26 protein-coding genes, 1 tRNA gene and 1 pseudogene are annotated in these 26,713 nt (G+C 67.4%); 15 read left to right on the top strand and 13 right to left on the bottom strand.

Translation table 11 applies throughout. The annotated features are described in order from the left end of the window. The first annotated feature begins 48 nt into the window (after window positions 1–48). Window positions 49–2,112 (top strand): ABC transporter ATP-binding protein, encoded by a 2,064-nt coding sequence (locus tag ACWA15_RS08900; RefSeq protein WP_464059464.1) that lies wholly within the window; start codon window positions 49–51, stop codon window positions 2,110–2,112. Between the two features lie 507 nt (window positions 2,113–2,619). Here the strand turns inward: ACWA15_RS08900 and rpsA are convergent. Together rpsA and ACWA15_RS08890 are read right to left on the bottom strand one after the other, a co-directional pair. Continuing rightward, window positions 2,620–4,107 (bottom strand): 30S ribosomal protein S1, encoded by a 1,488-nt coding sequence (rpsA, locus tag ACWA15_RS08895; RefSeq protein WP_464059264.1) that lies wholly within the window; start codon window positions 4,105–4,107, stop codon window positions 2,620–2,622. Window positions 4,108–4,315: 208 nt separating this feature from the next. Continuing rightward, window positions 4,316–5,341 (bottom strand): 6-phosphofructokinase, encoded by a 1,026-nt coding sequence (locus ACWA15_RS08890; RefSeq protein WP_464059263.1) that lies wholly within the window; start codon window positions 5,339–5,341, stop codon window positions 4,316–4,318. A gap of 181 nt (window positions 5,342–5,522) precedes the next feature. Here ACWA15_RS08890 and ACWA15_RS08885 point away from each other — a divergent pair, with 181 nt between their 5' ends. After that, the gene (locus ACWA15_RS08885) at window positions 5,523–6,365 is read left to right on the top strand and encodes a class I SAM-dependent methyltransferase (RefSeq protein ID WP_464059262.1); all 843 of its coding nucleotides are present in this window, start codon (window positions 5,523–5,525) and stop codon (window positions 6,363–6,365) included. Window positions 6,366–6,430: 65 nt separating this feature from the next. Here ACWA15_RS08885 and polA read toward each other — a convergent pair whose 3' ends face one another. Then, window positions 6,431–9,145: a DNA polymerase I gene (gene polA, locus ACWA15_RS08880; protein WP_464059261.1), complete on the bottom strand. Its 2,715-nt coding sequence runs from the start codon at window positions 9,143–9,145 to the stop codon at window positions 6,431–6,433. Here polA and ACWA15_RS08875 point away from each other — a divergent pair. Further along, window positions 9,144–9,551 (top strand): hotdog fold thioesterase, encoded by a 408-nt coding sequence (locus ACWA15_RS08875; protein ID WP_464059260.1) that lies wholly within the window; start codon window positions 9,144–9,146, stop codon window positions 9,549–9,551. The genes polA and ACWA15_RS08875 overlap by 2 nt on opposite strands. Here ACWA15_RS08875 and ACWA15_RS08870 read toward each other — a convergent pair. Continuing rightward, window positions 9,548–10,336 carry an N-acetyltransferase family protein gene (locus ACWA15_RS08870; protein WP_464059259.1) on the bottom strand — a complete coding sequence of 263 codons (789 nt, stop codon included), beginning with the start codon at window positions 10,334–10,336 and terminating at the stop codon, window positions 9,548–9,550. The two genes, ACWA15_RS08875 and ACWA15_RS08870, sit on opposite strands and share 4 nt — an antisense overlap. Before the next feature lie 135 nt (window positions 10,337–10,471). Further along, entirely contained in the window at window positions 10,472–11,164 is a 693-nt protein-coding gene (locus ACWA15_RS08865; RefSeq protein WP_464059258.1) for an ANTAR domain-containing response regulator, read from the bottom strand. 100 nt (window positions 11,165–11,264) lie between these two features. Between ACWA15_RS08865 and ACWA15_RS08860 the strand changes: the two genes are divergently transcribed. The 3 genes from ACWA15_RS08860 (at window position 11,265) to ACWA15_RS08850 (ending at window position 12,632) form a co-directional block, all read left to right on the top strand. Then, window positions 11,265–11,338 (top strand) — tRNA-Leu (locus ACWA15_RS08860). Between the two features lie 77 nt (window positions 11,339–11,415). Continuing rightward, window positions 11,416–12,294, top strand: coding sequence for a tyrosine-type recombinase/integrase (locus ACWA15_RS08855; RefSeq protein WP_464059257.1), 879 nt, complete (start codon window positions 11,416–11,418; stop codon window positions 12,292–12,294). A 92-nt stretch (window positions 12,295–12,386) separates the two neighbouring features. Continuing rightward, window positions 12,387–12,632 (top strand): tyrosine-type recombinase/integrase, encoded by a 246-nt coding sequence (locus tag ACWA15_RS08850; RefSeq protein WP_464059255.1) that lies wholly within the window; start codon window positions 12,387–12,389, stop codon window positions 12,630–12,632. Window positions 12,633–12,927: 295 nt separating this feature from the next. On the opposite strand, the gene ACWA15_RS08845 is transcribed toward ACWA15_RS08850, so the two are convergent. Further along, window positions 12,928–13,314, bottom strand: a complete 387-nt coding sequence (locus tag ACWA15_RS08845) for a hypothetical protein (protein WP_464059254.1) — start codon at window positions 13,312–13,314, stop codon at window positions 12,928–12,930. Between the two features lie 141 nt (window positions 13,315–13,455). Here ACWA15_RS08845 and ACWA15_RS08840 point away from each other — a divergent pair, with 141 nt between their 5' ends. Together ACWA15_RS08840 and ACWA15_RS08835 are read left to right on the top strand one after the other, a co-directional pair. After that, window positions 13,456–13,866, top strand: a complete 411-nt coding sequence (locus ACWA15_RS08840; protein WP_464059252.1) for a hypothetical protein — start codon at window positions 13,456–13,458, stop codon at window positions 13,864–13,866. A gap of 172 nt (window positions 13,867–14,038) precedes the next feature. Then, entirely contained in the window at window positions 14,039–14,368 is a 330-nt protein-coding gene (locus ACWA15_RS08835; RefSeq protein WP_464059463.1) for a tyrosine-type recombinase/integrase, read from the top strand. 385 nt (window positions 14,369–14,753) lie between these two features. Here ACWA15_RS08835 and ACWA15_RS08830 read toward each other — a convergent pair whose 3' ends face one another. From ACWA15_RS08830 to ACWA15_RS08815, 4 genes are all read right to left on the bottom strand, one after another. Continuing rightward, window positions 14,754–15,479 carry a hypothetical protein gene (locus ACWA15_RS08830; RefSeq protein WP_464059251.1) on the bottom strand — a complete coding sequence of 242 codons (726 nt, stop codon included), beginning with the start codon at window positions 15,477–15,479 and terminating at the stop codon, window positions 14,754–14,756. 784 nt (window positions 15,480–16,263) lie between these two features. Continuing rightward, window positions 16,264–17,016: an ABC transporter permease gene (locus ACWA15_RS08825; RefSeq protein WP_464059250.1), complete on the bottom strand. Its 753-nt coding sequence runs from the start codon at window positions 17,014–17,016 to the stop codon at window positions 16,264–16,266. A 41-nt stretch (window positions 17,017–17,057) separates the two neighbouring features. Further along, window positions 17,058–17,381, bottom strand: a complete 324-nt coding sequence (locus ACWA15_RS08820; protein WP_464059249.1) for a hypothetical protein — start codon at window positions 17,379–17,381, stop codon at window positions 17,058–17,060. A 787-nt stretch (window positions 17,382–18,168) separates the two neighbouring features. Then, on the bottom strand, window positions 18,169–18,666 hold the full coding sequence (locus ACWA15_RS08815; protein ID WP_464059248.1) for a transposase family protein: 498 nt from the start codon (window positions 18,664–18,666) through the stop codon (window positions 18,169–18,171). 738 nt (window positions 18,667–19,404) lie between these two features. Here ACWA15_RS08815 and ACWA15_RS08810 point away from each other — a divergent pair. Together ACWA15_RS08810 and ACWA15_RS08805 are read left to right on the top strand one after the other, a co-directional pair. After that, window positions 19,405–19,902 (top strand): hypothetical protein, encoded by a 498-nt coding sequence (locus ACWA15_RS08810; protein WP_464059247.1) that lies wholly within the window; start codon window positions 19,405–19,407, stop codon window positions 19,900–19,902. A 20-nt stretch (window positions 19,903–19,922) separates the two neighbouring features. Then, window positions 19,923–20,183, top strand: a complete 261-nt coding sequence (locus ACWA15_RS08805) for a hypothetical protein (RefSeq protein ID WP_464059245.1) — start codon at window positions 19,923–19,925, stop codon at window positions 20,181–20,183. Between the two features lie 115 nt (window positions 20,184–20,298). Here the strand turns inward: ACWA15_RS08805 and ACWA15_RS08800 are convergent, their stop codons facing one another. The 3 genes from ACWA15_RS08800 to ACWA15_RS08790 form a co-directional block, all read right to left on the bottom strand. Continuing rightward, the gene (locus ACWA15_RS08800; protein WP_464059244.1) at window positions 20,299–20,670 is read right to left on the bottom strand and encodes a hypothetical protein; all 372 of its coding nucleotides are present in this window, start codon (window positions 20,668–20,670) and stop codon (window positions 20,299–20,301) included. A gap of 105 nt (window positions 20,671–20,775) precedes the next feature. After that, the gene (locus tag ACWA15_RS08795; RefSeq protein ID WP_464059243.1) at window positions 20,776–20,907 is read right to left on the bottom strand and encodes a hypothetical protein; all 132 of its coding nucleotides are present in this window, start codon (window positions 20,905–20,907) and stop codon (window positions 20,776–20,778) included. Between the two features lie 340 nt (window positions 20,908–21,247). Continuing rightward, complete coding sequence (locus ACWA15_RS08790) at window positions 21,248–21,457, bottom strand: hypothetical protein (RefSeq protein ID WP_464059242.1); 210 nt, start codon at window positions 21,455–21,457, stop codon at window positions 21,248–21,250. A gap of 223 nt (window positions 21,458–21,680) precedes the next feature. Between ACWA15_RS08790 and ACWA15_RS08785 the strand changes: the two genes are divergently transcribed. The 5 genes and pseudogenes from ACWA15_RS08785 (at window position 21,681) to ACWA15_RS08765 (ending at window position 26,703) form a co-directional block, all read left to right on the top strand. Continuing rightward, entirely contained in the window at window positions 21,681–22,826 is a 1,146-nt protein-coding gene (locus tag ACWA15_RS08785) for an IS1380 family transposase (RefSeq protein ID WP_464059241.1), read from the top strand. 234 nt (window positions 22,827–23,060) lie between these two features. Beyond that, a pseudogene (locus ACWA15_RS08780) lies at window positions 23,061–23,248 on the top strand (transposase); the annotation flags it as partial. A gap of 384 nt (window positions 23,249–23,632) precedes the next feature. Next, complete coding sequence (locus tag ACWA15_RS08775; protein WP_464059240.1) at window positions 23,633–24,685, top strand: hypothetical protein; 1,053 nt, start codon at window positions 23,633–23,635, stop codon at window positions 24,683–24,685. Between the two features lie 17 nt (window positions 24,686–24,702). Next, on the top strand, window positions 24,703–25,317 hold the full coding sequence (locus tag ACWA15_RS08770; protein WP_464059239.1) for a hypothetical protein: 615 nt from the start codon (window positions 24,703–24,705) through the stop codon (window positions 25,315–25,317). An 816-nt stretch (window positions 25,318–26,133) separates the two neighbouring features. After that, window positions 26,134–26,703 (top strand): hypothetical protein, encoded by a 570-nt coding sequence (locus tag ACWA15_RS08765; protein WP_464059238.1) that lies wholly within the window; start codon window positions 26,134–26,136, stop codon window positions 26,701–26,703. The last annotated feature ends 10 nt before the right edge of the window (window positions 26,704–26,713 follow it).

The raw sequence follows: 26,713 nt of genomic DNA, 5'->3' as shown, positions 1-26,713 counted from the left end.
CCCGTCCGGGGACCCGTCCCGCCCGTCCACCAGGAGGTCTCCGTGTCGATGTCAGGTGGAGGCGGCGGCGGCATGGGCCCCGGGTTCCGGTCGTTCCGTCAGGAGCGGACGGTGACCGAGCACGTGCTCGCCCAGGGGACGGTCCGCCGGGTGCTCTCCTTCGCGCGGCCCTACCGTCGCCTGCTCGCGGGCTTCCTCGTGCTCATCGCCATCGACGCACTGATCGGCGCAGCGATCCCGCTCATCTTCAAGGCCATCATCGACGACGGGATCACCGCCGGGCGCCGAGACGTCGTCATCTGGCTCGCCGGGCTCGTCGCGGTGCTCGCGCTGGTCACCGGGGGCCTGGCGCTCGCCGAGCGGTGGCTGTCCTCGCGGATCGGGGAGGGCCTCATCTTCGACCTGCGGACCGCGGTCTTCGACCACGTCCAGCAGATGCCGCTCGCCTTCTTCTCGCGCACCCGCACCGGCGCGCTCGTGCAACGGCTCAACGGTGACGTCCTGGGCGCCCAGCAGGCCTTCACCTCGACGCTGTCCAACGTCTTCTCCAACTCCCTCACCGTGATCTTCGTGCTGGCGGCGATGCTGTCCATGTCGTGGCAGCTGACGCTGCTCTCGCTGGTGCTGCTCCCGGCCTTCGTCTTCCCGGCCCGGTGGGTCGGGCCGCGCCTGGCCGCGATCACCCGGGAGAGCTACACGATCAACGCGGACACCGCCCAGATCATGACCGAGCGGTTCAACGTCGCCGGCGCGCACCTCGCGAAGACCTACGGCCGGCCCGAGGACGAGTCCGCGACCTACTCAGGTGCCGCCGCGCGGGTCCGGGACATCGGCGTCAAGCAGGCGATGTACGCGACCATCTTCCGGGTCGCGCTGACCACGGTGGCGGCCGTCGCGGTGGCGATCGTCTACGGCGTCGGCGGGGTGATGGCGATCTCCGGGGGCCTGACGGTCGGTGTCGTGGTGGCCCTCACCGCGTACCTGGCCCGGCTCTACGGGCCGCTCACGGCGCTGTCCAACGTGCAGGTCGACGTCATGACCGCGCTCGTGAGCTTCGAGCGGGTGCTCGAGGTCCTGGACCTCCCCCCCAGCGTGGTCGACGCCGACGACGCGACCGACCTCCGCATCGACCTCGCCGCCCACGGGGCCGGTCTTGAGCTCTCCGACGTGACGTTCCGCTACCCCACCGCGGCGGAGGTCTCCCTCGCCTCCCTCGAGTCGGTCGCGGTGCTCAGCAACGACCCGGTCGCTGACACGATCCTCGACGTCAGCTTCCGCGTCGCCCCCGGGGAGATGGTCGCGATCGTCGGCCCGTCAGGAGCCGGCAAGTCCACCCTCTCCCAGCTCATCACCCGGATGTACGACCCGACGGCCGGCACCGTCACCATCGCCGGCCGGGACATCCGCCACGCGACCCTGGAGTCGGTGCGGTCCACGATCGGCACCGTGCCTCAGGACTCCCACATGTTCCATGACTCGATCGCCGGCAACCTGCGCTACGCCCGCCCGGAGGCGTCCGACGCCGACCTCGAGGCGGCGCTGCGCGGCGCGCACATCTGGGACCTCGTCGCGTCCCTGCCCTCCGGGCTCGACACGGTCGTGGGCGACCGCGGCTATCGCCTCTCCGGCGGCGAGCGTCAGCGCCTGGCCATCGCCCGGTTGCTGCTCAAGGCCCCCGCGATCGTCATCCTCGACGAGGCGACGGCGCACCTGGACTCCGAGTCCGAGGCCGCGGTCCAGCGCGCCCTCAACACGGCCCTGCAGGGCCGCACGTCGGTGGTCATCGCCCACCGGCTCTCCACCATCCGCGAGGCGGACCGGATCGTCGTGCTCGACGCCGGTCGCGTCGTCGCGCAGGGCACCCACACCGAGCTGCTCGCCGCGGGCGGGCTCTACGCCGACCTCTACCGCACCCAGTTCGCCGCCGGTCTGCCCGACGACGATACCTCGGGCGCGGCGTCCGACGACCCCGACCTGCTCGACCCGATCCTCGACGCGGGTGTCAGCCCGGGACTCGATCTCGGCGACGGGGCGGTCCTGGCCGACGGGGCGGTTCTCGCCGCAGACGACGAGGACGGCCTGCCCGCCCGCATCGACCCCCGCGTCCTCTAGCCGACCCCGCGGCCCAGCCCAGCTCAGCCCAGCCCGGCCCAGCCCGTCGACGCCGCGATCACCTCCTCCGTCGACGTCGCGATCCCCGCTCCGGCGCCGTCCAGGCCACCGACCGAGCCAGGTGCCACGTTCGCGGGTAGTTTTCGGTCCGTGCTTGGCACACTATTCCTGGAAGGACCTCCGACGGCACTCCCACTTTCCTTCGCACGCCCGCACAGCGCCGACACGGACGGCGCGCCCCGTCGACCTCGTGAGCGCGCCGCCGAACTCGTGAGCCAGCGCCGTCCACGTCGGTGATCACGCCCTCGCTCACGAGCTCGGCGGCCACTCCACGAGTTCGGCGGGACAGGGGTGAGCGGGTCGAGGTGGGGCGAGGCGGCGCGCACTCGCCGCTCGGGGCGTCGCGGACACGCACTGACATCGCCGGGAATGCACAGAGCGGGCCGGTCACCTGGTGGTGACCGGCCCGCTCTGTGTGCATCTCAGGGCATGCGCCCCGAGGGTGAATCAGTTACCGGTGAGCTTCTCGCGCAGAGCAGCCAGCGCCTCGTCGGAGGCGAGAGTGCCGCCGCCCGTGGTCGCCTCGACGGCCGGAGCCGAGGAGTAGGAGCTCGAGGAGGAGCTGCTGCCCGTCTCGGACTCGCCCGACTCGGCAGCCTCGGCGTCGGCCTTGATGGCCTCGGCGACCTGCTTGCGGTGCGACTCCCAGCGCTCGTGCGCCTTGGCGTACTGGCCTTCCCAGACCTCGCGCTGTGCCTCGAAGCCTTCGAGCCACTCGTTGGTCTCGGAGTCGAAGCCCTCGGGGTACTTGTAGTTCCCGGCCTCGTCGTACTCCGCAGCCATGCCGTACAGAGCGGGATCGAAGTCGTCGCTCTCGGGGTCGACACCCTCGTTCGCCTGCTTCAGCGACAGCGAGATCCGGCGACGCTCGAGGTCGATGTCGATGACCTTGACGAAGACGTCGTCGCCGACGTTGACAACCTGCTCGGGCAGCTCGACGTGGCGCACGGCCAGCTCGGAGATGTGCACGAGACCCTCGATGCCGTCCTCGACGCGCACGAATGCACCGAAGGGAACGAGCTTGGTGACCTTACCCGGCACGACCTGACCAATGGCGTGCGTGCGGGCGAAGGTCTGCCAGGGGTCTTCCTGCGTGGCCTTGAGCGAGAGCGAGACGCGCTCACGGTCGAAGTCGACGTCGAGAACCTCGACGGTGACTTCCTGACCGACCTCGACGACCTCACCCGGGTGGTCGATGTGCTTCCAGGACAGCTCGGAGACGTGGACGAGACCGTCGACGCCGCCGAGGTCGACGAACGCACCGAAGTTGACGATCGAGGAGACGACACCGGGACGGACCTGGCCCTTCTGCAGCGTCTGCAGGAAGGTGGAACGAACCTCGGACTGCGTCTGCTCGAGCCAGGCACGGCGCGACAGGACCACGTTGTTGCGGTTCTTGTCGAGCTCGATGATCTTGGCCTCGATCTCCTTGCCGACGTACGGCTGGAGGTCGCGGACGCGGCGCATCTCGACGAGGGAGGCAGGCAGGAAGCCGCGGAGGCCGATGTCGAGGATGAGTCCACCCTTGACGACCTCGATGACGGTTCCGGTGACGACGCCGTCCTCTTCCTTGATCTTCTCGATCGTGCCCCAGGCGCGCTCGTACTGTGCGCGCTTCTTGGACAGGATCAGACGGCCTTCCTTGTCCTCCTTCTGGAGGACAAGAGCCTCGACGACGTCGCCAACCTTGACGACCTCTCCGGGGTCCACGTCGTGCTTGATGGACAGCTCACGGGAGGGGATGACGCCTTCGGTCTTGTAGCCGATGTCGAGGAGAACCTCGTCGCGGTCGACCTTGACGATGGTGCCTTCGACGATGTCGCCGTCGTTGAAGTACTTGATCGTGGCGTCGATGGCTGCAAGGAAGTCTTCTGCAGAGCCGATGTCGTTGATGGCGACCTGCGGTGCGGACTTCACGGGGGTAGAGATGGTCATTGAGTCAGGTGCTCCGATGCGGACAGGGAATAGTAAGGATAGGGATGAAACGGTTGGCACAACGCCACACCCGACCCCGGGTAGAGGACTAGGCACGGCGCGATGACCTGCACTTCAGGTCGTCGAACGCGCAGTGTTGACCGCGCACGACCGACATGCACCGCCCTCAACCCTACCGGCGGCGGGCTGGGTCGGTCAACGCGAGCGATCAGGCCAGGACGCGGGCCACCCGGAGCAGGTCCTGGGGGACGTGCTTGACCTTGCCGGCGATCTCCTCCAGCGGGACGAGGACGACCTCTTCGTTGCGCAGCGCGGTCATGACGTTCGTCTCCCCGTGGGTGACGGCGTCGACAGCCGCGACGCCGAAGCGGCTGCCCAGGATGCGGTCGGTCGGGGTGGGGGTCCCACCACGCTGGACGTGGCCCAGGATGGTCAGGCGGGTGTCGAATCCGGTGCGTGTCGCGATCTCGTTGGCGACGCGTTCTCCGATCGCTCCGGCGATGATCTCGCCGAACTTGCCCAGCTGGGCCTCGTACTGCATCGAGCTGCCCTCCTTGGGGAGAGCTCCCTCGGCGACGACGACGATCGAGAAGTTCGCGTGCGAACGGTGGCGGTGCTTGAGGAACTTGATGATCCGGTCCATGTCGAACGGTTCCTCGGGGGCGAGCACCAGCTCGGCGCCACCGGCGATGCCGGCGTTGACCGCGATCCAGCCGGCGTGGCGGCCCATGACCTCGACGACCATGACGCGGTTGTGGCTCTCCGCGGTCGTGTGGATCCGGTCGATGGCCTCGGTCGCGATGTTCACGGCGGTGTGGAAGCCGATCGACAGGTCCGTCCCGGCGACGTCGTTGTCGATCGTCTTGGGGATGGCGACGATCTTGACGCCGTGCTCGGCGACCTTCTGAGCGGCGTGCAGCGTGCCGTCGCCGCCGATGCAGATGAGCGCCTCGATCCGCTCGGCCTCGAGGGTCGCCATGACGGCGTCCATCCCGCCGTCGGCCGCGTGCGGGTGGTACCGCGCGGTGCCGAGCAGGGTTCCGCCCTGGGGCAGCACGTTGCGGATGTCCTCGCGGGACATGGTCCGGACGTCGCCGTCGACGACGCCCTTCCAGCCGTTCCGGAAGCCGATGATCGTGTGCCCGTACTCCCCCAGACCCTGCTTGACGACGGCACGGATGGCCGCGTTGAGGCCCGGGCAGTCGCCACCACCGGTGAGCAGACCGATTCGCATTCGAACTCCCTCAGAGATTTGAAACATGACGAGCAGATTCATGAGGCTCGGACACCCGGTGGGCGGGACGAGCACCCTTACCCTACCCAGGCCCCACCCCCGCACGGCGCGACATTGGTCCCACGATTGCGCGTGTCCTTCTGGTGCACCGGGTCAGGGGTCTGGGAGCGAGCACCCCCCGATGGGTCAGACTGGTCCGGTGACACACGAATCGATGGCCCGTGCCGGCTACCAGCAGATCCCCGACGAGGCCGGCGGCCGCGCGAGCCGTACCTGGTGGGACGAGAACGCCCGCGACTACCTCGACGAGCACGGCGCCTTCCTCGGCGCGGCGGACTTCTGCTGGTGCCCGGAGGGACTGCGGGAGGGGGACGCCCACCTGCTGGGGCCGGTGGAGTCGTTGCGCGGGGCCACGATCCTGGAGATCGGGTCCGGGGCGGCTCAGTGCGGGCGCTGGCTCACGGCGCAGGGCGCCCGGGTGGTGTCCACGGACGTGTCGGCCGGGATGCTCCGGGAGAGCCGCCAGATCGACGCCGCGGAAGGGACGCACGTGCCCGTCCTGCAGGTCGATGCGCGCCACCTGCCCTTCGCTGCGGAGTCCTTCGACGTGGTCTTCAGCGCCTACGGGGCGATCCCCTTCGTGCCCGACGCCGGGGCCGTCCACGCCGAGGTGGCCCGCGTCCTGCGCCCGGGCGGGCGGTGGGTGTTCTCAGTCACGCACCCGATCCGGTGGGCGTTCCCGGACGACCCGAGCGAGCGCGGGCTCACCGCGACCTTCTCCTACTTCGACCGCCGCCCCTACGCCGAACGGGAGGAGGACGGGCGGGTCAGCTATGCGGAGTACCACCGCACCCTCGGCGACCACGTCCGGGAGGTGGTCGGCGCCGGCCTCGAGCTGGTCGACGTCGTCGAGCCCGAGTGGCCCGACGGCCACGACCAGGAGTGGGGCGGGTGGAGCCCGGTCCGGGGGCGTGCCATCCCCGGGACCGCCATCTTCTCCGCCCGCCGCCCCGCCCGGCACTGAGCGGCACTGGGCGACGCTGCGCGGCACTGAGCGGCGCTGCGCGGCACTAAGCGGCGCTGGGACTGCTAGTGCCCGGCGTCGTGCCAGCTGGCGCCGACGCCGACGGACACGTCGAGCGGGACCAGCAGGTCCGCGGCGGAACCCATCTGCTCACGGACGAGCGCCTCGAGCTCGGTCAGCTCACCGGGGCCCACCTCGAGGACCAGCTCGTCGTGGACCTGGAGCAGCAGCCGGGACGTCAGTCCGCGCGCAGCGATCTCGCGCTCCACGCCGAGCATGGCGACCTTGATGATGTCGGCAGCGCTGCCCTGGATCGGGGCGTTGAGCGCCATCCGCTCGGCCATCTCTCGGCGCTGGCGGTTGTCGCTGGTGAGGTCGGGCAGGTACCGGCGCCGGCCCATGATCGTCGCGGTGTACCCGGACTTCCGGGCTTCGTCGACGACGCCCGTGAGGTACGTGCGCACCCCGCCGAACCGCGAGAAGTAGTCCTCCATGAGGGCGGCTGCTTCTTTCACGTCGATGCCCAGCTGGTTGGAGAGCCCGAAGGAGGACAGTCCGTAGGCCAGCCCGTAGGACATCGCCTTGATCTTCGACCGCTGGGCAGAGGTCACCTCGGTCGTGGGCACGCCGAAGACCCGCGAGCCGACGTAGCTGTGCAGGTCCTCCCCGGACCGGAACGCCTCGATCAGCCCGGCATCCCCGGACAGGTGCGCCATGATGCGCATCTCGATCTGGGAGTAGTCCGCGGTGAGCAGCGTCTCGAAGCCGTCGCCGACGACGAAGGCCCGGCGGATCCGGCGCCCCGCCTCGGTGCGGATCGGGATGTTCTGCAGGTTCGGCTCGGTCGAGCTGAGCCGGCCGGTCGCCGCGATGGTCTGCTGGAAGGTGGTGTGGATGCGGCCGTCGTCGGCGACCGCCTTGAGCAGCCCCTCGACGGTCTGGCGCAGCCGGGTGGCGTCCCGGTGCGCGAGCAGGAACTCCAGGAACGGGTGCTCGGTCTTGGCGAAGAGGTCAGCGAGGGCGGCCGCGTCCGTGGTGTACCCGGTCTTGATCTTCTTCGTCTTGGGCATGGCCAGCTGGTCGAAGAGCACCTCCTGCAGCTGCTTGGGCGACCCGAGGTTCACCTCGCGCCCGATCACCTCGTAGGCGGACCGGGCGGCCTCGGCGACCGTCTCCCCGAAGTGCTTCTCCAGGTCGCGCAGGTAGTCGACGTCCATCGCGATCCCGCGGCGCTCCACCTGGGCCAGGACCTCCGAGAGGGGCAGCTCCAGGGTGGCGAGCAAGGCGTCGGCCTCCCGGTCCTTGAGCTCCCCGCCGAGCACCTCGGCGAGCTCGGTGAGGGCGCTGGCGCGGACGGCGAGCCGGTGCGCCTCGCTGTCCTGCCCGACCGAGAGGTCGAAGGCGCCCTGGTCGCCGGCGCCGGTCTCCAGCGCCTGGAGCTCGTGGCCGAGGTGGCGTTCGACGAGCTCGCCGAGGTCGTAGCTGCGCTGGTCCGGGAAGCAGAGGTAGGCGGCGAGCTCGGTGTCGAAGACGACCCCGCGCAGGTCGTAGCCGCGGGAGGCGAGCTCGTGCGACGTGGACTTGGCACCGTGGGCGACCTTGCGGCGAGTCACGTCGGAGAACCAGGCGCCGAGGGTCACGTCGTCGGCGGGGGTCAGGTCGGCGAGATCGAGCGCGACGGCCGAACCCGCGCCGTCCGCGATCGCGAAGGCCCAGGCGTCCCCGCCCGCGGGTGCGGCACGGCCGGCGACCTCGAGCCCGAGGGTCTGGTCGGCGCGTGCGTCAAGCCACTGCGCCAGCACCCCCGGGGCGAGGCGCACGACGTCGACGTCCGGGGCTGCCTGGGCGGCCTCCTGCTCGGAGTCCTCACCGGCCGGGTGCATCGCGAAGAGCCGCTCGCGCAGCTTGCGGAACTGCAGCGCGTCGAAGACGGCGTTCATCGCCTCGCGGTCCCACGGCTGGACGCGGAGGTCGTCCGGTCCGAACGGCAGCTCGACGTCGGTGAGCAGGTGGTTGAGCTCGCGGTTGACGCGCACCTGGTCGAGGTGGGCGCGCAGGGACTCCCCCGCCTTGCCGCCGATGTCGTCAGCGTGGGTGAGGATCTCCTCGAGGCTGCCGAACTGGTTGATCCACTTCGCGGCGGTCTTGGGACCGACTCCGGGCACGCCCGGGATGTTGTCGCTGGTCTCGCCGACCAGGGCTGCCAGCTCCGGGTACTGGTGGGACGCGATGCCGTACTTGGTCTGCACCGCTTCCGGTGTCATCCGGGCGAGCTCGGAGACCCCCTTGACCGGGTAGAGCACCGTGACGTTGTCGTTGACGAACTGCAGCGAGTCCCGGTCCCCGGAACAGACGAGGACGTCCATGCCGAGAGCGTCCGCCTGGGACGACAGGGTGGCCAGGATGTCGTCCGCCTCGAACATGTCCTTCTCGAGGAAGGGGATCCGCATCGAGCTGAGGATCTCCTTGATGAGCGGGACCTGGCCCTTGAACGGCTCGGGGGTCGCGTCGCGGGTTCCCTTGTACTCGGGGAAACGCACGGTGCGGAACGTCGTCGACCCGGCGTCGAACGCCACTGCGACGTGGGTGGGTTCCTCCACGCGCAAGAGCGTCGCCAGCATGGAGATGAACCCGTGCACCGCGTTCGTGTGCTGGCCGGTGGTCGTCGTGAACTTGTCCACGGGGAGGGCGAAATACGCCCGGTACGCCATCGAGTGTCCATCGATCAACAGGAGTCTGGGTCGCGCAATGTCGGTCACGTCTGCAAATCTATCGTCCATGACTGACAAGGACACCACCGACATGCTCGCCGCCTCCGCCCGCGGCACCCTCATCGAACGCATGGGCATCGTGCTCACGGAAGCCACGCCCGAGCGGGCGGTCGGGACGATGCCCGTGGCGGGAAACACCCAGCCTGCGGGACTGCTGCACGGCGGGGCGAGCGTGGTCCTGGCCGAGACGCTCGGGTCCTTCGCCGCTCAGATGCACGCAGGACCGGACCGGCTGGTCGTGGGGATCGAGATCAACGCCACACACCACTCGAGCGCCCGGTCGGGGACCGTCACGGGGATCGCGACGGCGATCCATCGCGGACGCACGACGGCGAGCTACGAGATCGTCGTGACCGACGAGTCGGGCCGACGCATCTGCACCGCCCGGCTGACCTGCTTGCTGCTGGCGTCCTAGCGGGCGCGGTGCTCGGCGCTCTCGTCGACACCGAGGCTGTCGTGGGCACCGTGCTCGACGGCCGACTCGACGGTCTGGTCGAAGGGCTGGTCACGCAGGTCGGCGTCGTCGAGCCGGTCGGCATCGTCGAGCCGGTCGGCGTCGTCGAACTGAACGGCCTTGTCGGCCTGGCTCGCGGCCAGGCTCGCCTGGAAGCTGCGCAGGTCCACCGGTCCGCTGTTGGTCTCGGTCCGGGCCCGACGTCGTCGGGCGATGAGGTCTTCGATGCCGCGGCCCTGGCGGCGCCCGGCGCCCTCGGCGGCGAGCTTGCGCAGCAGGACGGCGGTGGGCACCACCCGGTGGCTGGCCGCCGGCGCGAAGCCGAGCCGGGCCAGGAAGCGCTGCACCCCACGAGACCCGGGGAGCGGCACCGAGTAGACCTCGAGGGCTCCCACGGAGGCGGCCTTCTCCCCCGCCTCGGTCAGCAGCGCGTGACCGACACCGCGCCGCCGGAACGCCTGGGAGACGTAGAGCGCCTCGATGTACACCGAGATCTCGTCGCTGAAGAGGTTGGGCTCGAGGACGCGGATGAGCATGAAACCGACCGGTTCACCGTCGACCGAGGCGACCTTGATCTGTCCGCCGGGCAGCGCGGTCAGCGTGGCCAGCTGGCGGGCGAGGCGTTCTTCGTCGCCGACGCACAGCTGCACGCCGGTTCCGGCCTCATGACGTGCGGCGACGCTCAGGCTGGCGAGGATGGGAAGGTCGGAGGCAACCGCAGTCCGTACATCGACCAAGGCACGCATACCAGCTCTCCATCTGTCGGAAGTCACCAGAGTGGCCACCGCGGCGCGCGGGACACCACGCCGGACGCATGACCTCTCCCAAGATTGCCCCTAACCGCCCGGCAGGTCAACCGTCGGGCGGCGCACAGCCAGCGCTCAGGCCTCTCCGACCTGCTCGATCACGGCGTCGGCGACCTCGCGCATCGTCAGGCGACGGTCCATCGACGTCTTCTGGATCCAGCGGAAGGACTCCGGCTCGCTCAGGCCCATCTTCGTCATGAGCAGACCCTTGGCACGGTCGACCCGCTTGCGCGTCTCGAAGCGCTCGACGAGGTCGGCGACCTCGGACTCGAGGGCGGTGATCTGGGAGTAGCGGGAGATCGCGATCTCGACCGCGGGCAGCAGGTCAGCGGGGCTGAACGGCTTGACGACGTAGGCCATCGCGCCGGCGTCGCGCGCCCGCTCGACGAGCTCGGCCTGGGAGAACGCGGTGAGCAGGACGACCGGGGCGGCGTGCGCCTTGGCGATCCGCTCGGCCGCGGAGATGCCGTCGAGCTCGGGCATCTTGACGTCCATGACGACGACGTCGGGCTTGAGCTCGAGGGCGAGCCGCACGGCGGTCTCGCCGTCACCGGCCTCCCCCACCACGTCGAAGCCCGCCTCGCGGAGCGTCTCGACGACGTCCATCCGGATGAGCGCCTCGTCCTCGGCAACGACGGCGCGTCGCGCGCGTCGCGCAGGCGTCACGGGGACCGCCTCCGACGCTTCAACCACCGGCTCCAGGAGCGGGGGGAGGTCAAGAGGGGGAACGATGCCTGAAGTCGAGTCGTTGTCCGTCACATGGGTCATCGTAGTGGGTCGCGAACTCCTCGCGCGCATCCATCCGCATCGATGTGAACATTGCCACGTGGGTATGGTTACATTGGCGAGCACTTCAGCGGTGTTACCGGCCCCGGTAGCCCAACCGGCAGAGGCGTTCGGCTCAAACCCGATCCAGTGTGGGTTCGAATCCCACCCGGGGCACCCCTCTGACCTGCGAAAACGCAAGTTTTGTCCCCACGTGGGGACAAATCTGTCCCCATGAGATGCACGATGGACTCATGGCGAGCATCGAAAGACGCGTTCGCGGAGACGGCACTGTGGCCTACCGCGTCACCTGGCGCGACCCCACTCAGCCCGGCCGGCAGTCCATGACCTTCGACGACCGGCGCCAGGCCGAGCAGACGATGAAGCTGCTCGACGGCAGCGGGCAACGGCTCACCCTCGCGATCGAGGTCGCCAACGCGATCCGCCAGGGCGGCCCGACGGTCGAGGATGCGGTGCGCGAGCACATCGAGCTGCTCAACCGTGTCGGCGAAGACACCCGCAGCGGGTACCGGCATCGGGCGCGCGACCACATCAACCCGCACCTAGGCGCTCTGCCGGTCAAGGCGCTCACGTGGCATCAGGTGACGCTGTGGATCCGCGACCTGCAGAACAAGGGGCTCTCGAACAAGTCGATCGCCAACATCCACGGGCTACTCTCGGCGGCCATGAACACCGCCGTCCGCCTCGGCTACCGGACGGACAACCCGTGTGCGGCCGTGCGACTCCCCCGCAGCCAGCGGGCAGGTGATGACATGGTCGTCCTGGAGCCGGAGGACCTCGACCTCGTCCTGGACAACCTGCTCGAGCACTACCGGCCGTTCATCATCACCCTCGTCGGAACCGGCCTGCGGTTCGGCGAGGCGACCGCGCTCCAGGTCGGGGACCTCTCCCTCGACGCCCACCCACCAACCATCCGCATCAACAAGGCCTGGAAGCAGGACGGCGACCGGCAACCGTTCATCGGCGCACCGAAGTCGGCCCGGTCACGGCGGACGATCTCCCTGTCCTCCGACCTCGCCGAGATGCTCCGAGACATCACCGCCGGCAAGCGCGGGACGGATCTCGTGTTCGTCAACGTCGCCGGGCGCCCGATCCGCAACAACACCTTCTGACCTTCTGGGCCACCAACTGGTCACCGGCGATCACCAAGGCGCAGAACCCGGTCGACGCGGACGGCGCACCGGACCCCGACGCGCGACGACTGATGAAACGGCCACGGATCCACGACCTGCGCCACACCCACGCGAGCTGGATGCTCGCCGAAGGGATGGACATGTTCACGCTGTCCCGGAGGTTGGGGCACGAGACGTATGCGACGACGGACTCCCGATACAGCCATCTGATGCCTGCGCAGCAACTCCAGGCCGCCGAGGTGGCCACGGCGGCGATGGGGCGGCTGCGCCGGCGGGCATCGCCAAGCGGAGACGCAGTGACGCCTTCCGCGTCGTGATGTCGTGGCAATGGGCGGTCGTCCTGTCGGCAGAGCGGTGGTCAGGTCCGGGCACGCGAAGTTAGCGTCAAGCGCGTCCCGCAACACGCTGCCCCTCACCACACCCTCAGCTGCGATGAGCCACTTAAGTGGCAGGCAGATCTTCCGACAATCCGATGACGCGCTACCGAGCAGCGCTCGTGCTGGGGCCATGGAGGACGTCTTCCCGGGAATGGTCTGCAATGACACGATTCGCAGCATCGTTGACGGATTCCGAGAAGTGCTCGACCTGCGTCGGTCCTTGGAGCCTCAAAAGTCAAGGGACCAAGGAGTGGATCTGAGCCACTTCATCTCGGTTGAGGATCCCGGTGGCCGCCACTGCCAATACGGTGACAGCCACCGGGATCCACCACGATGACCGGTTCGAGAACCAGGCTGTGAGCGGCAAAAGGACGACTAGGATTGCGGCCGCGACGGTGACGGTGTTGACGGTCTGGTTGATGCTCTCCACCGCGCCGAGGCTTGAAACTCCGTGCGTATCGAGGTCGCCCAACATACGCGATAAGGTCCACCAAGCGTGGTGGACAGCGAGGACGAAGAGGCAGGCCAAGGCACTGGCGAGGCTACGGGCGACCGCACCAAGGGATCGGGTGGGCTCGTCACTGAGACTCGAGCCTGAACGGGAGACAGCGTGGTCGCTCACGCCAGTAATCTACCGGACCTCGCCGACGTTGCGGTGTCGGGACTGGATTGGCTATGTGCAGGTCGCAAGGGCCTATGAGACCGCTCGCCGCGCACCACTATGGGAGGCGCGAGCTATCCCCCACCAGCTACAGTCGAAGGCATGATCAAGACCGCTCTCCAGTCTCAACAATCTCGTGTGGCAGGCGCTGTGGCCATACTGTTCTCTATCGCATGCCTCACCGCTTGCTCGACCGATATTTATCAATCAGGCCCAGGCCCGGATTCATGGACTAGTTCCGAGCTTGAGTTCGTTGCGAAAGCCAGAGAGCTTGATCCTGAATACTATGCTGCGGATGCAGTTGCATCCAGATGGATTGTTGCCGGAAGGGCCACTTGCGAAGCACTGAGAGAGGGGCTCACTCCCGAGGAATCTGGAAAACGAGTCCAAGGAATTGTAGACCTGGAAGGCGTCGAAGAGCGCGAGTACGGCCCACTATTCGTGCTCAATGCGGCATCAGCATTCTGTCCCGAGTATGTTGAGATCGCCGGTGATGCCTTCGAGGCGTTCTAATCTCTCACTTCGCAGATTTCAATGTGACAGATCGAACGTGACCACGCGTCACCAGCCACATGAGAATCGAGCCAGTCGCTTCGTTCGCTCTGCAGCAATATGGGCCTCTGCCGAGCGCGCATCAGCCTACCTTCCACCCCGCCTTCCGCGCAGCACATCTTCTTGGTAAGCGCTGTGCGACAAGGCCTGGAAGCAGGACGGCGACCGACATCCCTTCATCGGCGCGCCGAAGTCGGCCCGGTCGCGGCGGACGATCTCCCTGTCCCCACGGATCCACGACCTGCGCCACACCCATGCGAGCTGGATCCTCGCCGAGGGGACGGACATGTTCACCCTGTCCCGGAGGTTGGGGCACGAGACGTACGCGACGGCGGACTCGCGATACAGCCATCTGATGCCGGCGCAGCAGATCCAGGCCGCAGAGGTGGCCACGGTGGCGTTGGGGCGGCTGCGTCAGCGGCCATCGCCACGCGGAGACGCAGTGACGTCTTCCGCGTCGTGACCGAGATGGGCGCTCCAGTTGCAGGCGCGGAGCACTATGTGGTCTGCGGCTGCTCTCATTGGATGAACCTCACAGGATCGCCTCGAGCACAGCGTCGGGGCGAGCGGTGCTCCCGCACCGGCGGGTGCCGGCGCCCTTGCCGCGACCATAGCGGTGCGGCAGGCGAAGTTGGGATTCTCGACGTCGAAGGCCAAGACCCCCTTGGCGCGGGACGCGGTCACGTAGAGCATTCGCCACGCGCACCCACAACCGGCTGCGTGGGGCGGGCGTCTCATGGTCGATCCGAGGTTCATCCACGGAGGAAGACTGCCACAGGCGGCCGCGAGCTAGGCCCACCTCGCAGGGTCGGTGATCGTCGTCAGGCCATCGAGATCCGCTGCGCCTGTCAGGGACCAGGCTTCAGGGTGGTGGGTGTGTCGGTGGGCCGGAGCAGGGGCTCGATGGTTAGGGCGCCGTCCGGGACGGCCAACGCAGCCGCCGCCAAGGCCTCGGTGACGTAGGTGACCACCATGAAGCGGTCGTAGACGTGGTGGTAGCCGAAGGCGCCACCGGAGACGTAGGAGACTTCCTCCCGGTCGGCAACGTCCATCAGCTCATCGACCCGACGGAAGTCCTCGGGTGACCACGGGCTGGTGGCCAGGAGCAGCAGTCCGCCGTAGAGCGGGCGCAGGACGGCTTCGGCGCGCTCGACGTCGTGCACGACGACGTGCGCGAACCCGTGCTCATCGACCACCCGGCTGAGGAGGGTCCCTTCCTCCAGCAGTGACAGGACCGCTCGGTCGATGGCATCAGGTTGCAGGTCCACGACCGGGTCGCGGCTGGGAAGATCCTTCTCCGACGCCCAGGTTGCGACGAAACTCGAGTCCTCAACGGGGAGAGTGACTTCCTCCACCGTGTCCACGTCCACGGCCGAGCCCGTCCACGTACCCACCACCGAGACACCCCGCCCCAGAAGGGCGTCGCCATTGTCGAGACCACGCAGCTCGACGACCGCTGAGTACGCGTAGTACACGTCCTGGGGAGGGGAAGGGTAGCTGCGCCCTGCGTACCTGAGCCCGAACCCGTCGACGAGGCGGACGACCGAGCCGACTCCTGTGGCGCGGTCGCCCACCCTCAGAGGCCTAAGCCTCACGTGTCGCCATCTTTCGACATCTCGATCGGATCCCTAGCAGGCCGCTGCAAGCACGGACTCGCTGGACGTGGATGGTGCCGGGCCAACCACGAAAGGACCGCTGCGGTCGAACCAACACCTCACCCCCAGGCTGTACCTGGTAGGACCCGGAGGGCACGTTGTCGGAGTGCATCTTTGTACACACGGCCGACTCTGACATATCGTCGCGAGCGGGTCAATGACCATCGTGTGTCCGAAGCGGTGCCGTCTCGTGGCCGTGAGGAGCGGGAGGCTTGCGTCTGCCTCGCCGAGGTGGGTCAGGGCGGAGTGGCGGCCCCCATGGAAGCTCCTCGAGCCCCGCGCTCGGCGCTCTCAAGGCGACGGGTGCCGGCGCCTTGGCAGCGGACCATGGCGGTGCGCCCCCGCGAGCTTGAGGTCCCCGACGTTGAGGGCCAGGACCTCCTCGGCGCGGGCGGCGCTCTTCTAGAGCGGCCGCCACAGGGTCACACTCCACCCGAACCCGGCGGGCTCTTGGGCCTTGCCAGATGCCTGACGCCCGACCAAGACCGACCTCCGCCGCGTACCCACCTCAGCGGCGTTGCCAACGCGACGAACAGAGGTGGGTACTCGGCGGAGATGCTCACGACGGGGGCGGCGCCGAGAACGGGTTGCGGACGCAGTCGACTACCGCGGGGTCCTCGTTGTCGACGATCGTGCTGGTGCCTCCAACGATCGGGCCCAAGTGACGGCGTCGTCCTCTGGGTAGCGGGAGGGCGTGGGCAGGTCAGTCGCTGCGTACGGCGAGGGCGGGGCTGATTCGGGTGACGTTCCATGCTGGGTAGGCCGAGGCGAGGAGGCCGGTGAGGCCTCCTAGGGCCGGGCCGTACAGGAACGTCCAGGGGTCGAGGTGGGCTGTCCACTGGTTCGCGGTGGAGACGGCCACGACGGCGACGGCGCCGACGGCGCTGCCGGTGATGCCGCCGACGAGTCCGATGACCAGTCCTTCGCACCAGAACACGGCAGAGACCGCGGCTCGGGAGGCGCCCAGGGCTCGCCGCAGGCCGATCTCTGCGGTGCGGGCCACGACGGAGACGATCATGGAGTTGGCGATGAGGAGGCAGGTGAGCACGAGGAGGAAGGCCCCGATCCAGGCGGCGAACTGGCCGAGCTGGGTGTCGACGCCTTGGCGTAGCGCGCTGAGGTTGGTGACCTGGGAGTTGGCCAGGCGCTCGGGCTGGTCGGGGCGGATGGCCGTACGGATGACGCCCGCGACCGGGGCTCCGGCCCCTGGTGCGGTGCGCACGAGCAGGCTGGAGGTGGCGTCCGAGCGCATGGCGTCCACTGCTAGCCCGTAGGGGATGACGGCGTAGGCGCCCAGGTCGATCCGGCCTGAGTCGATGAAGCCGACTACCTGGTAGAGCGTGGGGCCGATCTGGATCTGGTGGCCGGTGGGGTCGGGGCTGACGGGGATGGACAGCTCGGCGGCGGCGGAGGTTCCCAGGAGGACGACGTGCTGGTCCGTCTCGTCGCCGATCACGGCGAGCCGGTCGGGGAGTTACGAAGGGTCGCCCGAACCGTTCAGGAGCCCCATCGCCCGCGAGCGGACTGGCGCGTGATGCCGACAGCTCGGCCGACGTCGGCCCATGACAGGCCGGCCGCCCTCCCGGCAAATACCGCCTCCTCGAGGGCCGTGCGCGCGCGCCGCACACCCTCGGCGGTGCGTTCGAGCTGCTTGGCGGCCTCGCCGGGCCGGCGGTGGGCGTCCCAGAGCGCCAGGGCCTCGCCCTCGATGTCCTCCCGCACATCAAGGTCGGTCACGTCCTCGTCGGCTGCATACAGCGCACCTCGGGTCAAGTCCTCCTCCCCCGGGGAGGCGACGCGAGTCCAGCGAACAAGGTTCACGGTCGTACGGTCCGGACAGTGACACTCCACGACCCATCCCACGGCGGCGGCTTGGCTTCGAGGCATCCACTGCTCAGTTGGCAACACACGCCCATCGGCCGTGCACCCAACCAGAATGGCGTCGCCCTGACTGCCGACCGAGACCATCCCATCAGCGAAGACGTTAGAGATGCTCAGCTCGTGCCCCTCGTCATCTGACCAACTCATGATGACCTCCACTACTTGTTGGAGATGCGGCCTAGCTCGGCGATGTCGACACCGGGCCTCCCACGTCCCGTTCGGACGTCCGCGGACCGAACCCTCACCCTTCGACCGCTTCGCAGCCATCCCTCTTCCCCACCTCCAGTAGGAAGCCCTCAAGGTGTCCGCCGTAGCGCTCCCTCCAGGATTGCTCCCTCCCCCATGACGCGGCCTCTAAGATCGCCTCTTCGGTGCACAAAACCGAAGAACCAGCACCTGTGAATTCACACCAATCCGCGTTGCCAACCACCTCGGCGCTACGGGATCAAGTCCTTGATAGGAGGTGTGCGGCGCGGCGCGGGACACCACTCGAGCATTTCGTCCTCGACCGTGATCGCCGGGACCTGTGCGGTCACCTCCACCCCGATCTCCGAATACGTGCCCGACCGCCTCGTCGCAGGCCATACTGCATTGGTCGGCAGCGCTGCCCCCGCGACGCCCAGAGCCGTGGACCGCGGCACGCGCCTGCTGGGGCCAGTCGGGGTGCGCCGGGACGCAGGGCGTTCGCACGACCATTCCCGCCAAGGACGGGATCCGCGCCGGGGACCTACTGAACAGGGACTTCACCGCCACGGCGCCCCACTGCGTGTGGGGCACGGACGGACGTCCAATGCCGACGTCGGCATTGGACGTCCCCGACGTACAGAGTGTTCGGCTCGGTCGCAGTGAAGTCACGTTCCAGCAGGTCGGGGACGATTTGGTCGTTCGGCGGTCTGATCGTGGTGCGCACCCGCCGGCGCAGCCTGATCCCAGCGATGGCGTGCTCTCGCACCACGCGGGCCACGCACTTGGGGTTGAACGGCTGGTTCTGAGTTGCACCATCGTTGAGCTCGACAGTGATCCGCGGGCCCACGCAGACGGTGTCCTCGGCGTGCACGGCCTTGATCCACGGGGCGACGTCCGCGTCCGCTCGAGCCCGCGCGGCGCGGGCAGGGGCGGCCGTGGCCCAGGCGTAGAACGACGAGCGCCAGACCTCCACGACCCGGCACAACCGCTTCACCCGATAGGTGGCCTTGTGGTCGGCGACGAACTGGAAGCGGATCACCAGTTCGGCTCCCCGGTGAAGCGCTTCGCCGACGCGCGCAGGATGTCCCGCTCGGTGTTGAGCATGCGTTAGGAGTCTCCCAGCTCCCGCACGCGCGCCCGCAGCCGGGCCCGATCCTGCTCCGGTGTCTCCTCGGCCGGCGGGGCTGACGTGCGCTGGCGTGACTGCCCGCGGATCGCTACGCCAGCGGCTTTCCACCAGTTCGACGGGGTTGCGTCCATGATCCCCCAGATCTGCTGAGATGCCAGCGATCGTCGCCGTGGGTGTCGACCGATACAGTTCGACAGAGTCGCGCCGGAACTCCTCCGAGCACGTCTTCCTTGCCATAGTCAGATCTTCTCGCTTACTCCAGGGCGAGGCTGAACTCGAGAGCACCGAGCTCCCGCGGTTGGTTATCGACCGGATCGCAGATGATAGGTCAGACATAGCCCCCGTTTGTCAAGCGCCACACGCCGGGTGAAACCGACTTTCATCGAGGCGCGCACTGTTACTCACCTTCCTTGACCGACCAGGCTTAATGTGATCTACTCGTTTCGCGGCAAGGGTGCCGCACAATCGCGGCTAAGATTCCGCCTTAACAAGGGGAGAGATGTGCGAAACATGACTCGACTTGGTGCCGTAGCGGTTGCCGCAGCGACAGGCCTAGCGCTTTCCTTACTGACCATTCCGTCTGCCCATGGGGCAGAAGCGCCCGCTCCACCTCCCGCAGTCTCCGATACTGCGGACGACTCCTTGCACTTGGTCGCGGCCTCCGGGGAGATTTTCTCATTCAACGACCCGATCCCCGAACCAGTCGCGCCCGCGACAGTCCAGCCGTTCCTGCTTGATCCCGTCGATCACGTCCAGTGCAATGTGAAAAACAACGCAAATCACACAGTCACCTGGTGGACGGCAAAGCGGACCATCAACTTCAACGGAGGACGGGTCGATCTGAAGTGCGGGAACGAAAACGTCGGCTACAAGCACATCAAGAGCCGCCACCAGAGTGAGTGGCAAACTCGGGCGAACGAGGTTGGGGGTGGCGCTTGGGACGACATGATGAACTTCGCCGTCAAGGCTGCGCTTGAAAGCCCAAGCGCGTCCTACATTGGGACCGGATCTAAGGCTTGCTACACTTCTCCGATCCAGGTCCAGAACAGCTCAGGAACGGTCATCAAGACGTGGTACCCAACAGTGATCATCTCCCTCAACAACAAGATCATCATCACAGCGATCCCAGGGGGAGGGTGCCAGTGACGGGCAAACACGTCAAGATCATGAACGATTACACAGTGGCTTGGCCTCTGTGGAACGAGGCCGGTCCCGCAGAGCGTAATGAGTTTCCACTCTCCGAGGCACTTGCGCGGAGACTCAAGCATTGGGCCCAAGCCTTTAATGATCATTTTGATCCGGAGAGCGGCTGGGATGATCGTGCATTGAAATCGCCTCACAGAGATGAGGCGTTCGAACTTCGCGACCTGGTTTCTGTGGAACTCGGCCCCGAATACAACGTTGTGCTCGATCTGTGGGAAGCCTGAGCAATTCCAAAAGAGTTCGACTCTCTGTCCAACGGCGCCACGGAGGGTCCCTTCGCCACTCAAGGCCCTCTTGGGCTCCGCTCCCCCGCCTGGATTCGAACCAGGAACCGTCCCGCTAACAGCGAGGTGCTCTGCCAGAGATGAGTCGGTCGATCGCGGTCCGGGATCGCGCCATGCTCGGCAGCGTCGGTGGACGCTCGGCCCGCACGGCGGCGAGTAGCTCGGGGGCGACGTCGCCGCGTCGCCGGCACAACGCCAGCCAGAAGACCACTGCGGCCGTCCCCCACGCACCCTCCAGCACGGCGCCGATCTCAGCGCCGTCGACGTCGGCGAGCAGCCAGCCCGGGCCGAGCTCGGCCGCCACGCGATCGAGGGCGATCGCGCACGCCTTGCGCGTGTGGGCGTTGGTGACCTGGTCGCAGAAGTCGTCGGCCGCGGCGCGCAGCGTGATGGCGTTGGTAGGGACGAGGCGGGTGACGGTGGCCATCGGCTAGTCCAGTTCCCGCTGTGGGCGCGGGGCACCGAAGGTCGGCCACGGGGTGTCGGCGATCATCGCCCAGGACTGAGCAGTCGTGCGGTCAGAAGAGATCCCTTACGCCTCGAGCGCCGCAGCCTGCAGGAAGTCCACGGCCGCGCGGACGGCGCCGGTGTACAGGTGATGCCCGTCCAGGTAGGCGCTCATCACCGCGGCGACCTTCTGCGCCTGGACGGCGGTCAACGCCACGGGTCTCGCTGCGCTCCTCGTCGATCGAGCGGAGCTCACACATCGCCAGACGCATGGCGGGAGAGGACCACTCCAGGAACCCTTCCAGTCGCGATCGGCCAGGAACCTGTCGGGATCTACGCTGCGCAGGTAGTTGATGAAGGCCGACAACCATCCAGCATGGTCAGTCACGTGGCCAGGAAGAGCCAAAGTGAACTGCTCATTGTGTCCCCTCATGATCCCCGCGTACGGAGCCTCCTCAGCTCCGATTGTCGCCAGTGCCTCATGGTCAACATCCTCCCAGCAGTGCCCATAGGCACCACAAGTCCGGCGCTCTGGTAGACGAGAGCTTCTGCAGGTGTCAGGTCAGTGGTGTGACCGTCGTAGCTGCTTCGATGACGGCGGGGTCATGGCTGGCGACCAGGACTGCTGCGCCGCTTGCGGCTGCTTCGTGGAGCGCGTCGATGACGGTGGCGTCGTGCGCGGGAACGTGGATCCAGACCCGACGCGACGTCCCCGGGTAGATCGTGCTGCGGACCCACGTCAGCTCGACAGTCTCACCGACCGGCACGTCAGGCTGGCGCTGCGAGTCGGGGCCGTACGCGTACGTGACGCCGATCTCGTCGAGCGCAAGGGCACGCTACGCCACAGGAGTCGGCACGTCTCCACCTAGCCTCGGGCTTTCATGGCGGGGTGGTCTGACGCCCGTGTCGTGACGCAAGAAAGTGCCCCTGACCTGGGATGATGTGGATTGTCTAGAAACACGTTGAGCCAGTTCGAGGAGCACCTTCAAGGTGAAGAGTACCGTCGTCTATCCCCGTCTGAACATCGCCACGTCGAGCACCGCCGCAGTCGGCCAAGCTGGTGGGCTGCTGCTCACCGAGACGATCCGTGCGACCGGCTTGGATCGGGCGCTGGGAGAGGCATTGTTGCCGTGGCGCAAGCCGAACGCGGTGCACGACCCGGGCAAGGTGATCTTGGACCTGGCGGTCGCGTTGGCGCTGGGCACGGCGCACTCGGAGAAGGAACTGGCTGCGGGGAACTTCAAGCGTGGGTATGGGTTCCACCCGCTCTGCGCGTTCCTCGACCACGGCGGCGAGGGCACCGGTGAGCCGCTGGCGATCATGCTGCGCCCGGGCAACGCCGGGTCCAACACCGCCGCCGACCACATCGCCGTGGTCGCCGGCGCCCTCGCGCAACTGCCCGGGCACAGTGGCCGCAGGCGAGGAACGAAGAAGATCCTGGTCCGCACCGACGGAGCCGGCGGCACCAAGGCCCTCATCGAATACCTCACCGCCGCGCGCCTGTCCTACTCGATCGGCTTCACCCTGCCCGACAACACCCCGGACCTGCTCGCCCTCATCCCACCGAAAGTCTGGGTCCCCGCCCTGGACGGCGACGGCGAGATCCGCGAAGGCGCGTGGGTCGCTGAGCTCACAGGCCTCATGGACCTCACCGGGTGGCCCAAGGGCATGCGCGTCATCACCCGCAAAGAACGGCCCCACCCCGGCGCGCAGCTGCGTTTCGACGACGTCGACGGGATGCGCATCACCGCGTTCGTGACCAACACGCGCACCGGCCAGCTCCCTGACCTCGAGCTGCGTCACCGGCGCCGGGCCAGGTGTGAAGACCGGATCCGGATCGCCAAGGACACCGGACTGCGCAACCTGCCGCTCAAGGCCTTCGCCCAGAACCAGATCTGGTGCGCCATCGTCGCCCTCGCCTCGGACCTGCTCGCCTGGATGGGGATGCTTGCCCTCACCACCCATGAGGCCCGCCGCTGGGAACCCAAGAGACTCCGCCTGCGCCTGTTCACGATCCCCGCGGTCCTGGCCCGCACCAGCCGACGCACCTGGCTGCGCCTCTCCGACCGAACGCCTTGGGCGACCCTGGCCGCCCAAGCAGTCACCACGCTGCGGGCGCGCGCCGCACCGGGCTGACCACCAGCCGCGGCCCCTCCCCCGACGACTCCCCGAACGACCACCCGGCCCATGGAACCGGCGCCCACCCCGACGACACGGGGACCTTGTCATACCCGTCGGGCAGAATCACACCTCAAGCGAGCGCACCGGCGCCCAAGCGACCAAGCGCAGGGGATCGATGAAAGATCGAGGCTAGACAGGCGCGCCGACGCCCAAGGCGCCCGAACTCAACTGCTCGACGAAAGATCGAGGCTACGACGCTGGCGCAAGGAATTCCTTGGCTACTTCACGACCGACCGCGCGAACAACGGCGGCACGGAGGCGATCAACGAATTATCGAGCTCCACCGGCGGATCGCACGCGGCTACCGCAACCGCGAACACTACCGATTGCGCATGCTCCTGGTCGCCGGCGGACTGCTGCTCCCACCGCAACTCTGAAGAGCCACTTTGCCGGGCCCTTCCGGTGAACACTGGGTGAACTCTCGCCCCTTCCGCGCGTCCGGCCTGGACGCCTGCATTGGGGCAATGCAACATAGGCAGTGCATGGCTCGGGGTAGCAGATTCGGCAATGACTCAACTGGTCGATCGCGAATCATCGACGCATCTCATCTTCTCCGAGCACCTGGAGAACGCTCGGACGGTAAATGGGAGATTGAAGTGCGCAAAGATCGGAGGCTCGGCCTCGCAATGGCCGTCGCCCTGTGTATATGGACCGCCGCTAGCGTGACGGTCGCGACGTCGGCTTCTGCCGGTCCGAGCGTCCTGCGACCATCTTTGGCAGGGGACGACTCGATTACGTTGGTCCTTGCGGCCGGAGCTACGATGTCCGACCTGACAACCGCTGCGGCTTTGATCGATGCCGATCTGGTACGCGTCCGTTACGCCGGGGAGACCGGCGTCGCCGAGATGCAGGTGCCGATGGACGCCTCGGCAAGTCAAGTGGAAGCTGAGGCCATGGCACTCTTCCAACGGATAGATGCACCCGTTGCGCCCCTAGCAGGTGGAGAGATCATTGCTTCCAGGAATGTGACGGCCGACGACCTAACCGCACTCGGTTCACTGCCTGGGGTTGAGTCCGCGACCCGGCCCGAGGCGCTGGAACAGGCGGGCGACATTCGTGCGCTCAACAATATGGCAGCCGCCGCGCCGCTCGCGGGCAATGACTGGGCATCGTGGTTCCCATCTGACTGGGATGTCGAAGCGTACAATTTATCGAGGTGCACGCAGATCGTCGGTGGGAAGTGTGTTGCGACGACCCGACTAGCGGCCATGGACCACAGTTTTGCGTGGAAATCAGGCAATACCCCCTCTGCGTGGCCCGACACGGACTGGGGCCTAGAGATCGGGCTAAGCCTGTACAATGACGACACCTGCGCCGGTCAGGTGTCTAGCCATGGCTGGTGGGCGAATCAGGGGACATACGAATGGGCGACGAGCGTTCCCGCTGTCGCCGAGCCCTACCTCGACGATGACCGTGAATTCGACGCATGCGGTCGACTGTCCCAAGAGTTCGGTATCGGCCATCCCGAGAAGATGCCTACCTCCGGAGGAGCCTACGGATTTTCCATCAGTACTCCGAATCGCGGTTATGCAGTGAGCTCACCCTTCGGAGCCAGCATGCAAGTAGTGAGCAATGACTGCAACAATGCTGGCTCAAGTGCCAGTTCTTGGTGCATGGGGCTCAACACAGACCGCGTGTTCCCATACGGACAGCAATCGGTCGTTCTCGTCAATAGGAGCCGTGGGGCGCGCATGCCCAGTTGTGCGCGCATGCATGACGGCTGGACGGCTCCGGTCTTGTGGGCGAACAACACGAGCATCCTGCTGCCAGCGCCACTCGGCTACTACGACTCGTGCTTCTCCAACGACTTCTGATCGCCGGGGACCTGACGATGCCAACCCGAAGGACGCGCGACGTCGCGGCGTTGTGCGTGCTGGTGGCCGCGGTGGGGCTGGTGGCATGGTGGCCGCGGCTCGGGCGGGCACCGGCCGGCTGCGCGGTCGCGGATGTGTGCCAGGGGAACGGCACCGGCAAGCTGCTGATGGCTGTCACAGTGCTGGTGGCCGTGGTCGTCGGGATCTTCGTCGCGGTGTGGGTGCTGCTCGTCTCCCCGCGGCGCGACGACATCTCCAACCTCTCCAGTGCGCGCAGGTTCTGCATGGCAGGGACGGTCGGGATCGAGTTGCTGCTCGGGGTCGCTCTGGTGCTGCTCGCGGTCGGAGACAACGCCGACCGGCTCCCGACCAGCGCCCTGCTTGCGGCCGCGATGCTGCTGGTCGCCATCCCGCTCGCCGTCGGCCCGCACCGGGCGGTCGCCTTCGTCCTCGTCTGCGCGGCCCTCGCTGCCCTGGACCTGGTCTGGTCGGCCTACCTCGTGCTGCCGACCTCTCTCCTGCTCGTCCACGCGGGCAGCCTGCTCGCCTCGGTCTCCTCCGCCGCGCAGGCGGCACACACGTCGGCTCGTGCCGGCTCGTCGCCGAGCAGGGCGCCACGGACGGGCTCATAGCAGGGCCTCTGGGGCCGCGTCATGGCTGTGGTCGCGGGACTTGGGTGGGCTGGGCTCGTGGCAGGCCGTTTGCGGACCGTCGACGGCCGGTGCCGAACTGCCCTGGGCTGTGCGGACTATCGCCAGTCGTCGAAGAGTCCCCGTGGTGGAGCGTCGACCGTTAACCGCTTTGCTCTCCCGTCGACGTGTCCGTTGCTGGGGTTGCAGCCTTTGAATGGGCCGTCGGTGCTGAGTGTCGCGCGGTTCGGCGACCTCGAGCACCCCTCGGCTTCTACACCCCACGCGAGATGTTCGACAAGCTCCTCAACGACAGTGTTGTCTCCACGGATTGACACCAAGGGCTGGGCTTCAAGTACTCACATGCGCTCCCGTCCCTTGACACCCGGAGCCAGGTCAGCGATCAGGTGGCCACAGCGCCCCCTGCCTGCACGCAGTGCAAGAAGAGTCAGCCGCCCCGTCATTGGACCGCCATCGGTCGTCGAGCCGCAATGATCTCGCCGGTGGTGGCGTCACAGAGCGCAACAACTTTGGTGCGGGTGACGGCGTGAACGGCTCGTCCGGCGTGAGCCCTGAGTGTTTGGCCAATATTCACTTTCGGTTAACACTCCGCAGTCGAGCCACGAAATAGCCTCCGAAGTGCCAGTTCCGACTTATCAGAGAGGTCGTGACAATGAAGGCGAAGCGGATCTTGGGTGGCATCACCGCCGCGTCCGTTCTCGCAGCAGGTCTTGTGCTCGGCGGTGCAGGAGCAGCCTCGGCTGGCTCCCAAACCCTCTACCTGTGATCCATATCTGACCAGCTGGAGTCGATTCACTCATGATCAAGCACACGCGCGCGCTGACCAGCGTGTTCTTCGTCGCGGTTGGGCTGCTGGCCGTCGGTTGCTCGACGGACGGCCAGCAGTCCGGCGTCGACACACCCGACGGTGGAACGTCCCTGACCGAGGCCGGGGTTTCACCAGAGGGGCAAGCCGTCCTCGACTGCCTCCGCGACAGGGACTGGGAGATCGTCGACATCGCCGTCGATGCCGACGGCAACGAGTCGTGGACCGCCCCGGGGGTGTTCGGTGCACAGGCCGAGGCCTACTACGCGGACATGGCGGAGTGCACGGAGCTGAACACGACCATCAGGCCACTCGAGGACATCTCGCAGGAGGAGTGGGAGCAGGCCTACGCCTTCACTATTGAGTCGGCTGAGTGTGTTCGCGGCCAGGGCTACGACGTCCCCGAGACACCCACTTTCCAGGCGTGGCAGGACTCCTTCTTCGTCAACGATGGCTCCGGCGAATGGCGCCCGTGGGCCTTTGTGCCGGACGAGATGAGCCAGTCCGCGTTCGAGGACCTCGAGGCGACCTGCCCGCAGCTGAGCCTGGCACCCGCGCAATGAAGTCTCTGTC

It is taken from the genome of Sanguibacter sp. TS_SC_8, assembly GCF_055361235.1.
This window is presented reverse-complemented; position numbering and strand designations above follow the sequence as displayed.